The sequence below is a fragment of the Geminicoccus roseus DSM 18922 genome, from assembly GCF_000427665.1.
GTDB lineage: Bacteria > Pseudomonadota > Alphaproteobacteria > Geminicoccales > Geminicoccaceae > Geminicoccus > Geminicoccus roseus.
Genome location: NZ_KE386572.1, coordinates 2,666,825 through 2,680,090, shown reverse-complemented (window position 1 = coordinate 2,680,090; position 13,266 = coordinate 2,666,825). Strand labels below are relative to the sequence as shown.

At 68.5% G+C, this 13,266-nt stretch carries 11 protein-coding genes; 9 read left to right on the top strand and 2 right to left on the bottom strand.

Annotated features, from left to right (window positions below):
• Window position 1 precedes the first annotated feature (1 nt).
• The 5 genes from GEMRO_RS29555 to GEMRO_RS0113545 all read left to right on the top strand — a co-directional run bounded on the left by GEMRO_RS29555 (window position 2) and on the right by GEMRO_RS0113545 (window position 6,447).
• Window positions 2-1,405: an amidase family protein gene (locus GEMRO_RS29555; protein WP_051329046.1), complete on the top strand. Its 1,404-nt coding sequence runs from the start codon at window positions 2-4 to the stop codon at window positions 1,403-1,405.
• A gap of 22 nt (window positions 1,406-1,427) precedes the next feature.
• On the top strand, window positions 1,428-3,047 hold the full coding sequence (locus tag GEMRO_RS0113560) for an ABC transporter substrate-binding protein (protein WP_035485307.1): 1,620 nt from the start codon (window positions 1,428-1,430) through the stop codon (window positions 3,045-3,047).
• 8 nt (window positions 3,048-3,055) lie between these two features.
• Window positions 3,056-4,225, top strand: a complete 1,170-nt coding sequence (locus tag GEMRO_RS0113555) for an amidase (protein ID WP_027134422.1) — start codon at window positions 3,056-3,058, stop codon at window positions 4,223-4,225.
• Between the two features lie 75 nt (window positions 4,226-4,300).
• Window positions 4,301-5,752, top strand: coding sequence for an acetamidase/formamidase family protein (locus GEMRO_RS0113550; protein ID WP_027134421.1), 1,452 nt, complete (start codon window positions 4,301-4,303; stop codon window positions 5,750-5,752).
• Window positions 5,753-5,844: 92 nt separating this feature from the next.
• On the top strand, window positions 5,845-6,447 hold the full coding sequence (locus GEMRO_RS0113545; RefSeq protein ID WP_027134420.1) for a DUF2239 family protein: 603 nt from the start codon (window positions 5,845-5,847) through the stop codon (window positions 6,445-6,447).
• Here the strand turns inward: GEMRO_RS0113545 and scpA are convergent.
• Both scpA and GEMRO_RS29550 read right to left on the bottom strand, forming a co-directional pair.
• Entirely contained in the window at window positions 6,429-8,585 is a 2,157-nt protein-coding gene (gene scpA / locus GEMRO_RS0113540; protein WP_027134419.1) for a methylmalonyl-CoA mutase, read from the bottom strand. The two genes, GEMRO_RS0113545 and scpA, sit on opposite strands and share 19 nt — an antisense overlap.
• Entirely contained in the window at window positions 8,582-10,294 is a 1,713-nt protein-coding gene (locus GEMRO_RS29550) for a methylmalonyl-CoA mutase family protein (RefSeq protein ID WP_051329045.1), read from the bottom strand. The genes scpA and GEMRO_RS29550 overlap by 4 nt, the downstream gene beginning before the upstream one ends.
• Window positions 10,295-10,459: 165 nt before the next feature.
• Here GEMRO_RS29550 and GEMRO_RS0113530 point away from each other — a divergent pair, with 165 nt between their 5' ends.
• The 4 genes from GEMRO_RS0113530 (at window position 10,460) to GEMRO_RS32685 (ending at window position 13,264) form a co-directional block, all read left to right on the top strand.
• Window positions 10,460-10,879, top strand: a complete 420-nt coding sequence (locus GEMRO_RS0113530) for a VOC family protein (RefSeq protein ID WP_027134418.1) — start codon at window positions 10,460-10,462, stop codon at window positions 10,877-10,879.
• 132 nt (window positions 10,880-11,011) lie between these two features.
• The gene (locus tag GEMRO_RS0113525) at window positions 11,012-11,263 is read left to right on the top strand and encodes a hypothetical protein (RefSeq protein ID WP_027134417.1); all 252 of its coding nucleotides are present in this window, start codon (window positions 11,012-11,014) and stop codon (window positions 11,261-11,263) included.
• A 10-nt stretch (window positions 11,264-11,273) separates the two neighbouring features.
• Window positions 11,274-12,098, top strand: a complete 825-nt coding sequence (locus GEMRO_RS32690) for a glycosyltransferase family 2 protein (protein ID WP_051329044.1) — start codon at window positions 11,274-11,276, stop codon at window positions 12,096-12,098.
• Between the two features lie 95 nt (window positions 12,099-12,193).
• Window positions 12,194-13,264, top strand: a complete 1,071-nt coding sequence (locus tag GEMRO_RS32685; RefSeq protein WP_051329043.1) for an alpha/beta hydrolase — start codon at window positions 12,194-12,196, stop codon at window positions 13,262-13,264.
• The last annotated feature ends 2 nt before the right edge of the window (window positions 13,265-13,266 follow it).

The following is a 13,266-nucleotide window of genomic DNA, read 5'->3' as shown; positions in this document are numbered from 1 at the left end:
GATGACCTGGTCCCCTGAGACCGGAAGCCTCGACTTCCGCACCCTGCACGCCGCCTACCGCGCAGGCACGCTGACACCCTCCCAGGTGATCGCCGCCGTCTACGACCGCATCGCCGCGCGTGGCCCGGATCCGGCCTGGACGCTGATCATCCCGCGCGAGCGGGCGCTGGCGGCCGCAGCCGAGCTGGAAGCGTCCGGTGCTTCGCCGGACACGCACCCGCTGATCGGCCTGCCGTTCGGCATCAAGGAAAACTTCGACCTCGCGGGCTACCCCACCAACAATGCCTGCCGGGCGAGCGAGTACCTAGCCACCCGGACCGACCCGATCGTCCAGCGCCTGCTCGACAAGGGCGCGATCGCGATCGGCCGCAACAACATGGACCAGTTCGGCATGGGCGTGGTCGGCGTGCGCACCGACTACGGCATTCCGTCCTGCGTGTTCGACCAGGACTACATCTCCGGCGGCTCGACCTCGGGCGGCGGCGTGGTGGTCGCCGCCGGCCTGGTCAGCTTCGCGCTGGGCGGCGATGCCGCAGGCTCGGGCCGCGTGCCGGCCGCCCTGCAGAACCTGGTGGGCCTGAAGCCCACCAACGGCCTGGTCCCGCTCGGCATCTCCGCCGCCGGCATGGGCGCCAGCCACACCGTCCTGACCCTGACCGTCGAGGACAACGTCCACGCCGTCCGCCAGTTGATCCAGCACGTGGAGGACGACCCGCTCTCCCTGCCGGAAGCAGCGGCCTTCGACCTGAAGATCGACCCGCCACCGGCCCGCTTCCGCTTCGCGGTGCCCTCCAGGGAAAGCCGCCTGTTCTTCGGCGACACAGCTGCCGAAGCCCTGTTCGAAGCCGCGATCGGCCGCCTGGAAGCCATGGGCGGGACTGCGGTCACGTTCGACTACGCGCCGTTCCAAGCCGCCGCCAGGCTCCTCTACGAGGACGCCTTCATCGCCAGGCGCTACGCCAACCTGAAGCCCGTCTGGGAGAAGTGCGGCGAGCGGTTCCACCCGGCCACGCGCGAGATCCTGTCCTGGGGCACGAACTATTCGGCCGCGGACGTCTTCGTCGCCCAGTACAAGCTCGCCCGCTATCGCAAGATCGCGATGAAGCTGTTCCAGGACGTCGACGTGATGGTGACCCCCACCACGCCCACGACCTTCACGATCGCGGAACTGCTCGAGAAGAACATCGAGCGCAACGCGATCATGGGCACCTACACGAACTTCGTGAACCTCATGGAGTTCTGTGCGCTGGCCGTGCCCAACGGCTTCCGCCCCGACGGCCTGCCCCAGGGCCTGATGTTCATCGCCCCGCCCTTCCAGGACAGCCGGATCCTCGGATTCGGCCACGCCTATCACCGCGCCCTCGGCCTGCCGATGGGCGCCACGAACAACGCCCTGCCCTCCTGACGCTACTTACGGAGACCTGAGCATGATCAAGCTGGATCGCCGCACCTATCTCGGCCTCATGGCCGGCGGCGCATCGGTCGCCGCCATGGGCATCCCGAAGGCGGGCGCCGCCACGCCCAAGGACGTGCTGATCCTGGTCAACGAGATGGGCCCGAACTCTCTCGACACCATGCTGCCGTCGGCCAACGACCAGGCGCGCATGGTCGCCTGGAACGTGTACGACCGCCTGGTCACCCACGGCACCAAGACCATGCCGAACGGGGCCACGGGCTATGACGCCTCCGTGTTCGAGCCGGAACTGGCGGAGAGCTGGGAAGTGCTGGACGAGGGCAAGACCCTGATCTTCCACCTGCGCCAGGACGCGACCTTCCACGACGGCAGCCCGGTCACCGCCGAGGACGTGAAGTGGTCGTTCGACCGCGCGGTGGCCGCCGGCGGCTTCCCGGCCATCCAGATGGCGGCGGGCTCGCTGTCCAGCCCCGACCAGTTCTCGGTGGTGGACGACCACACCTTCAAGATCACCTTCGAGAAGGCCAACAAGCTGAGCCTGCCCGACTGCGCGGTGCCGGTGCCCTGCATCGTCAACAAGAAGCTGGTGATGGAGCACGTCACCGAGGCGGATCCCTGGGGCCTGGAATGGACCCAGCGCAACGACGCCGGCGGCGGCGGCTACATGGTGCAGAGCTGGAAGCCCGGCGACCAGCTGGTGCTGACCCGGTTCGACGACTGGAAGTCCGGCCCGACCCCGCAGCTCAAGCGCATCGTGTTCCGCCAGATCGCCTCCCCCGGCACCCGCCGGGCGCTGCTGGAGAAGGGCGATGTCGACATCTCGGTGGGCCTCCCGCCCAAGGACTATGCCGAGATGGCGACCAGCGACACGGTCAAGGTGGTCGGCACCCCGGTCCAGGGCGATCTGCTGTTCATCGACATGAACGTGCAGATGAAGCCGTTCGACAACCTCAAGGTCCGCCAGGCGATCGCCCATGCGATCCCCTACCAGCAGATCATGGACGGCGCCCTCTACAACCGCGGCGTGCCGATGTTCGGCGCCGATCCCTCGACCACCAGCTTCCCGCCGACCTGGCCGACCCCCTCGCCGTTCTCGACCGATCTCGACAAGGCCAAGGCGCTGCTGGCTGAGGCGGGCCTCGCCGACGGGTTCGAGACCACCTTGTCCTATGACCTGAGCCAGGCAACCACGCGCGAGCCGATCGCACTGCTGGTCCAGGAATCGCTGGGCAAGATTGGCATCAAGGTCACGCTGGAGAAGGTGCCGGGGGCGAACTGGTTCGCCAACATGGCGTCCAAGAGCATGCCCTTCGTGATCGCCGAGTTCTACCCCTGGCTCGACTATCCCGAGTACCACTTCTTCTGGACCTATCACGGCGGCAACAATTCGGTCTTCAACACCTGCAACTACGTGAACCCGGAGCTCGACGAGCAGATCGAGATCGCCCGCTTCGCCACGGACGACGCCGCCTACAAGGAGGCGCTGACCAACATGGTCAACATCGTGATGGCCGACGTGCCGCGCATCCCGCTGGCGCAGCTGTTCGGCGACGTGGCGATGCAGCCGAACATCGAGAACTACGTGTACTGGTTCCACCAGCACATCGACTACCGCACGATCAAGAAAGCCTGAGACCAAGGATGAAGGACGAACTCGGCGCGTTCGTGCCGCATGTCGATTGCGTCGTCCAAGGTGCGAGGACAGGCCCGCTGGCGGGCCTGTCGTTTGCCGCCAAGGACTTGTTCGCGGTGGCCGGCTACCGCACCGGCGGGGGCAACCCGGACTGGGAGCGCACCCATCCGCCGGCGCGCCGGCATGCCTGGGCGGTACAGGCCCTGCTGGATGCCGGCGCCACGCTGGTCGGCAAGACCATCACCGACGAGATCTCGCTGGGCCTGCTCGGCCGCAACCAGTTCTACGGCACGCCGGTCAATCCCAGCGCCCCCGGGCGGGTGCCGGGCGGCTCGTCCAGCGGCTCCGCCTCGGCGGTGGCCGGCGGTCTGGTCGACACGGCGCTCGGCACGGATTCAGGCGGCTCGGTGCGTACCCCTGCCAGCTTCTGCGGCCTGTACGGACTGCGCCCGACCCACGGCCGGATCTCCGTGGAGGGTATGGACACCCAGTCGCCCAGCTTCGACACCTGTGGCTGGTTCGCCCGGGATGCCGAGACCTTCGTGAAGGTCGGCGAGGTGCTGCTGCAGGCGCCGGCTTCCGAGATCCGGCCGGCGAAACTGCTGCTCGCGACGGACTGCTTCGACATCGCCGTGCCCCAGGTGCGCTCGGCGCTGGCACCGGTGCTGGAGAAAGTCTCGGGTTCGTTCGTGCAAACGGGCGAGGTCGAGCTGGGCGAGGGCGATCTTCCTGCCTGGTGGGAGAACCAGCGCAAGCTGCAGGCCGGCGAGTTCGGCCGTACCTTCCGGCCGTGGGTGGAGCGCTGCGTGCCGCGCTTTTCGATCGAGGTCGGCCGCAGCATCACCATGGCCAGCCTGATCTCCGACGAGGAACTCGTCGGCCCGAAGGCCTTCCGGGAGAAGGCGCGGGCTCGGCTGGAAGGCCTGCTCGGCCAAGACGCCGTGCTGTGCCTGCCCACCACCCCGATCCTGCCGCCCGGCCGCGAGGAGAGCTTCACCCAGATGACCACGGCAGTCGGCCGGATCATCGAGCTGACCTGTATCGCCGGCCTGACCGGGCTGCCGCAGATCAACCTGCCGCTCGCCAGCCATGATGGCATCCCGGTCGGCGTGTCGCTGATCGGGTGGCGCGGTTCGGACGAGGTGCTGCTGGGGCTGGCGCGGGCACTCGCAGAGTAGGCGCCCGCATCCAGGTCACCTCCGGCACATAATTTGCTGCCTGTTCGAAGACATCACTTCGAAAGGCAGAATAAAATGTGCCAGGGCGACGACCGCAACTGCCCTCATTTTGCCGAGCATCGCCAGCGCTTCCTGGCAGAACTCGGGGCGGAGCGGCGCTCCTTCATGAAGAGCGCAGTTGCCGCGGCCGGCGGGATCGCCGCCGCGGCCGGCGGCCTTTCCCTGGTCACCCCGGCGATGGCCAGGGCAGCCGAGGCGGCGCAGCCGGCCAAACGCGGCTACCACTACCTGCCCGCCACCGCCGACACGGTCCACTGGGGCTATTTCAGCAAGCTCCTGAAGCCGCAGCTGGAGGTGAATTCCGGCGACCTCGTCACCATCGAGGCGCTCACCCATCACGCGAACGACGATGCGGAGCGGATGATCAAGGGCGATCCGGGCGCCGAGAGCGTGTTCCACTGGACGAAGGACCAGAAGAATGTCGACCGGCGGGGCGCCGGTCCGATGGACGCCTCGATCCATGGCCGCGGCGCCGGCGAGGGCTTCGGCGTCCATATCTGCACTGGCCCCGTCCATGTCCGGGGCGCCGAGCCAGGGGACGTCCTGGAGGTGCGCATCCTGGACGTCGAGCCGCGTCCCAGCGCCAATCCCGAGTTCGCCGGCAAGGCCTTCGGCAGCAACGCCGCGGCGTGGTGGGGCTATCACTACAACGACCTGCTCACCGAGCCCAAGCCGCGCGAGGTGGTCACGATCTACGAGATCGACGCGACGGGGGAGCGCAGCTGGGCCAAGGCCGTCTACAACTTCCGCTGGGTGCCGCAGACCGATCCGTTCGGCGTCGTGCACCCCACGATCGACTATCCGGGCGTGCCGGTCGACCACAGCCTCACCGAGCGCACCTACGGCGTCCTGAAGAACGTCCGGGTCCCGATCCGGCCGCATTTCGGCGTGATCGCGGTGGCGCCGCGCGAAGCCGACATGGTCGATTCGATCCCGCCCGGCTATTTCGGCGGCAACATGGACAACTGGCGCGTCGGCAAGGGTGCCGTGATGTACTACCCGGTCGCGGTTGAGGGCGCCCTCCTGTCGATCGGCGACTCCCATGCGTCGCAGGGTGATTCCGAATTGTGCGGCACCGCGATCGAGTGCTCGCTGACCGGCACCTTCCAACTCATCCTGCACAAGAAGAAGGACCTGGCCGGGACGGCGCTCGAGGGCCTCGACTTCCCGATGCTGGAGACCAAGGACGACTGGGTCGTCCATGGCTTCACCTATGCCAACTACCTGTCGGAGCTGGGAGCCGACGCGCAGTCTGCCATCTACTCCAAGTCGTCCGTCGACGGTGCCATGCGCGATGCGTTCCGCAAGATGCGGCAGTTCCTGATGAACGCCAAGGGCCTCACCGAGGACGAGGCGATCTCGCTGATGTCCATCGGGGTTGATTTCGGGGTGACCCAGGTGGTGGACGGCAATTTCGGAGTCCATGCGGTGATCCGCAAGGACATCTTCTCGGGCGGCGACGCCTGAGCACGCACTCAAGATGAATTATACCCGGGTATATTGTGCGCCCGAATTATATCCGGGTATAAAGCGGCACACCTGGCTGAGGGAGTGCCGACATGAGCAGTTCGCCCGAGCAGTACACCGCCTTCACCGGCACCCGACGCCTCCTGTCCGGATCTCCGGAGGCGGTGCTGGAAGCCGCGGTGGCAGTATTGCACGACACTGGCGCCGCCGAGGTGCTGGTTTTCGACGACCGGACCGGGCGCACCGTCGACATCGACCTGCGCAGCGGGCTGCCGTTGCCTCGCTCAAGAAACGAGGCAGCGGCAGCTCAGGCCAACCTGCGCGGTCCGGGCCGGCCGAGGCTGGGCGTGGTCGCGCGGGAGGTGACCCTGCTGCCGCGGCACTGGGAGTGGCTCGGCAGCCAGCCGGGCGGCGCCTCGGTGGCGCTGCGCAAGCTGGTCGACCAGGCCAGGGCCAGCCATGCGCCGGCGGATCGGGCCCGGCAGGCCAAGGAAGCGACCGACCGCTTCATGGTGGCCATCGCCGGGGACCGGCCGGGCTACGAGGAAGCCGCCCGCGGCCTCTATGCCGGCAACCGTGCGAAGTTCACCGACGCCATTGCCCACTGGCCAGCGGACATCCGCGGCCATGCCCTGCATCTAGCCGAAGCGGCCTTCGCCGATCCGGCCGGGGCTGATCAGACCGCCACGTCGTAGCCCTGCATCTCGTTCAGCCGGGCCACCAGCTTTTCCGCCGCGTCGGCGATCACCGTGCCTGGCGGGAAGATCGCGGCGGCTCCGGCGGCATGGAGGGCGTCGTAGTCCTGGGGCGGGATCACCCCGCCCACCACGATCAGGATGTCGTCCCGGCCTCGCGCCGACAGTTCGGCCTTGAGTTCTGGCACCAGGGTCAGGTGGCCGGCGGCGAGGCTGGACACCCCCACCACATGGACGTCGTTGTCGACCGCCTGCTGGGCAGCCTCCGACGGCATCTGGAACAAGGGGCCGATATCCACGTCGAAGCCCAGGTCCGCAAAGCTCGACGCGATCACTTTCTGGCCGCGGTCATGGCCGTCCTGGCCCATCTTGCAGATCAGGATGCGCGGGCGCCTCCCGTCCTGCTCGGCGAACGCCTCGACCATTTGGCGGACCTTGGCGACCTTGGGCACCGACATGGTTTCCTTCCCGTACACCCCGGTGATCGAGCGGATCTCGGCTACGTGGCGGCCCCAGACCCGCTCCAGCGCCAACGTCATCTCGCCGACCGTGGCCCCTGCCCTGGCCGCGTCGATGGAGCCGGCCAGAAGGTTGCCGGTGCCGCTCTCCGCCATCCTCGACAGGGAATCGAGCGCCGCCTCGACCGCATTGCCGTTCCGCTCCGCCTTCAGCCGCGCCAGCTTTTCCAGCTGCGCCGCGCGCACCGCGCTGTTGTCGACCTTGAGGACCTCGATCTTCTCGTCCTCGTCCACCAGGTACTTGTTGACCCCGACCACGGTCTGCTGGCCGGAATCGATGCGCGCCTGGGTGCGGGCGGCCGCCTCCTCGATCCGCAGCTTGGGGATGCCGCGCTCGATCGCCCGGGCCATGCCGCCCGACGCCTCGACCTCCTCGATATGCGCCCAGGCCCGCTCGGCCAGATCCTGGGTGAGCCTCTCGATGAAGTAGGAACCGCCCCAGGGATCGGCCGGGCGGGTCGTGCCGCTTTCCTGCTGCAGGAGGATCTGGGTGTTTCGCGCGATCCGGGCCGAGAAGTCCGTCGGCAGCGCCAGCGCCTCGTCCAGCGAGTTGGTGTGCAGGGACTGGGTATGTCCTTGGGTGGCGGCCATCGCCTCGATCATGGTGCGGGTGACGTTGTTGAACACGTCCTGGGCAGTCAGCGACCAGCCGCTGGTCTGGCAGTGGGTGCGCAGGCTCAGCGAGCGCTGGTCCTCTGGCCGGAACTGCTTCATCAACCTGGCCCAGAGCAGCCGGCCGGCGCGCAGCTTGGCGACCTCCATGTAGAAGTTCATGCCGATCGCCCAGAAGAACGACAGGCGCGGCGCGAACGCGTCCACCGGCAGCCCGGCAGCGATGCCGGCGCGCACATATTCGACACCGTCCGCCAGGGTGTAGCCGAGTTCCAGGTCGGCGGTCGCTCCGGCTTCCTGCATGTGGTAGCCGGAAATGCTGATCGAGTTGAACCTCGGCATGTGCTCTGCCGTGTAGGCGAAGATGTCCGAGATGATCCGCATGCTGTTCTTGGGCGGAAAGATATAGGTGTTGCGGACCATGAACTCCTTGAGGATGTCGTTCTGGATCGTACCGGTCAGCTTCGCCGCCGGCACGCCCTGCTCCTCGGCTGCCACCACATAGAGCGCCAGCACCGGCAGAACCGCGCCGTTCATGGTCATCGACACGCTCATCTGGTCGAGCGGGATGCCGTCGAACAGCTGGCGCATGTCCAGGATCGAATCGATCGCCACCCCGGCCATGCCGACATCGCCGGCCACGCGCGGATGGTCGCTGTCGTAGCCGCGATGGGTGGCGAGGTCGAAGGCGATCGACAGGCCCTTCTGCCCGGCAGCAAGATTGCGCCGATAGAAGGCGTTGCTGGCCTCTGCGGTCGAGAACCCGGCATATTGCCGGATGGTCCAGGGCGACTGGACATACATGGTCGGGTAGGGGCCGCGCAGGAACGGCGGGATGCCGGGCAGGCTGTCCAGCATCTCCAGGCCGGCCCGGTCGGCGGAGGTGTAGACCGCCGAGAGCGGGATCGTCTCGGGCGTGTCATGGGTGGCCCGCACCTGGCCCGGACGAACCGTGGCCGGTGCCAGCGACCCCAATTCCACGTCGCTGAAGTTCGGGATCCTGCTCATGCCAGCCGCTCCACCACCTCGCCGAGATAGGCGACCATGTCCTCTCCCTGGGCCACGAAGCGCGTCACCCCGGCCGCCCGCAGCGTTTCCTCCAGCGCCTTCGGGCGGCCGAGCAGGTGGACCTCGCCCGACGCCGCCAGCCGGCGCGCCAGGTCGGGGCCCTGCTCTGCATAGTCCTCGTCGGCACCCGCCAGCACCGAGAGCCGGGCCGAGCCGGAGCCGGCGTCGTCGGTGACGACGGTGCGCAGCCCGGCCGCCGCGAACAGGTCGAGGCCGAAGCCCAGGCGGGCGGCATGGCGCGTGGCCGGGCCCAGGGTCACGATCCGGACCGGGGGTGTCTCCGCCGCCAGCACGCGCTCGCGCAGGTCCTCGAACGGCGCCGCGTCGCGAACCCGCGGCAGTCGGCGCTCCGGCTCGGCAGGACGCGAAGGGGCAGTCCGCTCCGCCGCATCCGAGAACCGGCTGATCCCGACGATGGTTCGCTCGCGGGTCGCGATCCGCTGGCGACGCGCCTCCCGCCGCTCCGCCAGCAACGCCTCCACCAGACCATCCCGGCAGGCGGCGTCGAGGCCGCCGGCGGCCTCGACTTTGTTCACGATCGCCCAGGCTGCCTTGGCCAACCCGTCGGTCAGTTGCTCGACATACCAGCTCCCGCCGGCAGGATCGGCCACCAGGCCCAGGCGGCTCTCCTCCTGGAGGACATTCTGGATGTTGCGGGCCATCCTGGCCGCGAACGGCTTGGGCAGGCCGATGGCATGGTCGTGCGGCAGGACCGTCACGGCGTCCGCCCCGCCCATGCCGGCGGCTGCCGCCGCGATCGTGTTGCGCAGCAGGTTGGTCGAGGCGTCGTAGCGGGCCAGCATCCGCGCTGAGGTGGTGGCATGCACAACCGGGGGCAGGTCGATGCCCAGCACCTCGGTCAACCGCCCCCACAGGCGGCGCAGTGCCCGCAGCTTGGCGATGCCCGCGAAGAAATCGGCGCTGGTGGTGACGCCCAGGATCATCCGGCCGAGCGCCAGCTCCGGCGCCACTCCCATCTCGTCCAGGCGACGGGCATGCCCGATCACCGCGGCGGCCGTGAGCCCGATCTCCTCGGCATCGCTGGCGCCGGCATCGTCGAACACCGCACCGCCCACCGCCAGGCGGAGGTCGGGCATGCGCGCGAATCCCTCGCCCGAGATCGCGTCCAGCATGCGGCCGGGAGCGTCCACCAGGCCCGCAGCCCAGCACTCCACCGGATCATGGACGACGATGACGCCCGCAGGCAGCAGGTCCCGCCGCTGCAAGTCTTCGATGCTCCGGCGCAGGTAGACCGGCGCCAGGTCCAGCATCACCCCGTCCAGCACCAGCCGCAGGTCGGCCGGATCGAGGTCCGCCGCATCCAGCAGGATCGAGCTGGCGCCGCCGGCCAGGTCCGCCAGGATCGCCCGGTTGGCCGCAAGCGGGTCGGGCAGGCGGCAAAGGGCACGGATGTCCCAGCCGGTCCTTGCCGCGGCGGACCCGCGCACCCAGGGCGCCGTTCCGGGCAGGCCCGGCTCCGGCAGTTCGTCATGGCGCGTGAACAGCGGGGGAAGCGGAATGCCATCCTCGGTGCGCGCCAGCAGCCGCTGGTCGAAATCGGCACCTTTCAGGCCCTTCTCGACCAGCGCCCGCCACGTGCCGAGGTCGGGCGCAGGAAACTCTTCAGCTAGGCTCGGCAGCGGGGCCACGGGGATGATCTCCGGCGACGTCGGGCAGGGGAACCGGCTGGGCCGTCCCCCTGCCCGCAACGATACGTCGGACCAGGGTCGAGGACCACCACGGCCGACATGCTCCTGGCGCGCTCGATCGCCCCGCCCTACATCATCGCCACCCAAGCATTCGGAGGAACCGGCTTGCGCTACCTGCACACGATGGTCCGGGTGACCGATCTCGAGCAGTCGCTGCACTTCTACCGTGACCTGCTCGGCCTCAAGGAGACCCGGCGCAGCGAGAGCGAGAAGGGCCGCTACACGCTGGTGTTCCTGGCGGCTCCGGACAATCCCGACGCGCCGATCGAGCTGACCTACAACTGGGACCCGGAGACCTATACCGGCGGCCGGAACTTCGGCCATCTCGCCTACGAGGTCGACGACATCTACGCCTTCTGCAAGCACCTGCAGGACAACGGCGTGACCATCAACCGCCCGCCGCGTGACGGACGCATGGCGTTCGTGAAGTCGCCGGACGGGATCTCGATCGAGATCCTGCAGAAGGGCGGTGCCCTGGAGCCGGCGGAACCATGGAAGTCCGCGGAGAACATCGGAACCTGGTAAGCGGCAGGGCTGCTGCGTCGCTCAGATCACGGAGCATCAACATTACCGGAAACTAACCGGATCTGCCATGTCGTCCTTGCTGCGTTGCACAATAAACCGTAGATTTGCGGCCTGTTCACGCATGCAGAGGGGATGTTCGTGGCAGTCCGCTATCGCAGCGCCTACCGGCGCTACCTCTTCTATCGGCGATTACGGACCGTACTGACCTGTGTGTTCGGAATCTCCGGTATCATCGCCTGCTACCTGATGTATCTCAACCTCCGGCAAAACGGAGTGCCGCTGGGCCGGCAGGAGATGCTGATCCTGGCAGGCGTCATGATCGTCTCGATCGCGCTACCCTGGATGGTCCTCACCAAGCTGGCCCGAAAACCGTCCGAATTGTGAGTGTTCCGGATTGCCGCTGGTCTCGATCGTCACCGTCTGCCGCAACGCGGCTTCCACCCTGGAGGCGAGCCTTGAATCGGTAGCCGGACAGCGCGGTCGCGCTATCGAGCACATCCTGATCGACGGGGCCTCCAGCGACGGCACCCTGGAGATCCTGGAGCGCTGGCGGCCGCGGCTGGCGGTGGTGGTGAGCGAGCCGGACCAGGGCATCGCCGATGCCTTCAACAAGGGCATTGCCCGGGCGAGCGGCGCCTACGTCATGTTCGTGAACGCCGACGACCGGCTGGGGCCAGGCCAGGTCGCCCGGGCAGCCGCCACGCTGGAGCGGACGGGGGCGGACGGGGTGTTCGGCGATCTTGTCTGCGAGGATTTGGCGGGCCGCCCTGCCCATCGGCTCCAGGGCGACGCGGCCTATGCCGGCCGGATCGACCGCGGCTTTCCCGCGATCAACCACCCGACCCTGTTGGTGCGGCGCGGCCTGTTCGACGAGATCGGGGGGTTCGATCCCACCTTGCGCATCGCGATGGACTACGACTGGTGCCTGCGGGCGCACCGCGCCGGCGCCCGCTTCGTCCACGACCCTTGCCTGGTGGGCCATTACCGGCTCGGAGGTGCCTCCGACCGGCGCTGGATCCAGGCCGCCGCCGAGTTGCGGGACATCTCGATGCGCCATGGCCTGCCCGGCCGCATCGCCTGGCCGCTCTTTGCTGGACGGGTCGCCAAGGCCGGCACCCAGCGCCTGCTGTCCCGGGTGCTCCCTCCGGCCTGGCATGCCTCCTTGCGGCGCCGCGTCAATACGAGCCACCAGAAGGTCCCGACGCACCACGGTAGCTGAAACGGCAGGCGAGGACCAGGGGCCCACCATTCACAGATAATATTCCTATTTCTTCCGGTTCATGCTAGGAACTCCGGACCTGCTCCGGAGGCGTCATGACGACGATCGACGTTTGCTTCGCCACCAACCGCGACCTTGCCGAGTTGCCCGGCGGTGCCACGACGTTCGGTGCGCGCTTCAATGCAGCGGGACCTCACGTGTTCCGGGTCGGCTGCGCGGAGGTGGCGCTGGTGGGCGGGCAGTACCAGCCTGGCCTCGTCCGCCTGGCGCCCGAGCGCCTGGTCGCCGAGGACGACGTCCTTCCCCCTTTGTTCGGCAGCGAGCAGGTGTTCGCCAGGCTCAAGGCGCGGATGCAGGCCGAGGGCAGCGACCTGCTGATCCTCCTGCACGGGTTCGCCACCGACTTCACGATGTCGCTCGCCCGCGCGGCGGAACTGGCGCATCGCTGGGGCGGCGACCGGCCGATGCCGGTGTTCGTGTTTTCCTGGCCGTCCGATGGCGCCACCCGGCCACGCTGGCGCTACGGGATGGACCGCGCGGACGCCGCCTCGTCCGGACTGGCGATGGCGCGGGCGATCGCGGCGATGCTGGAGTTCCTCGCCAAGGTCCGCAGCGGGCGCAACGATTGCGGCCAGCGCGTCCATCTGGTCGCGCACAGCATGGGCAACTGGGCGCTCCGCCATGCCGTCCAGGGCCTGCGCACGATCCTGGACTGCGACCGCCTGCCCCGGATCTTCGCCAACGTGTTCCTGATGGCGGCGGACGAGGACGACGATGCGCTGAACGTCGACCACAAGCTGGCGCCGCTCGACCGGCTCGCCGGCGCCATCCATGTCTACTATGCCAAGAGCGACCGCGCCCTGGTGATCTCCGACCTCACCAAGGGCAACCCCGACCGGCTGGGCAGCGCCGGGCCGCGCGACCGCGGCCGGCTGGGCGACCGGATCGTCTGCATCGACTGCAGCGAGGTCGCCTGGACCGGCCTTGGCGACGGTGACCACCAGTACTGGCGCGCGCGCCCGGAAGTGGTGCGCGATGCCCGGACGGTGCTGGCGGGGCATCCGGCCGACATGGTGCCGGGCCGGCGCTGGTCGCCCTCCGACCGCAGCTACCGGATCCTGGCGGATCCGACGCTTGCGGCCGCGACGGCCGGCGCCGCGGCATGACG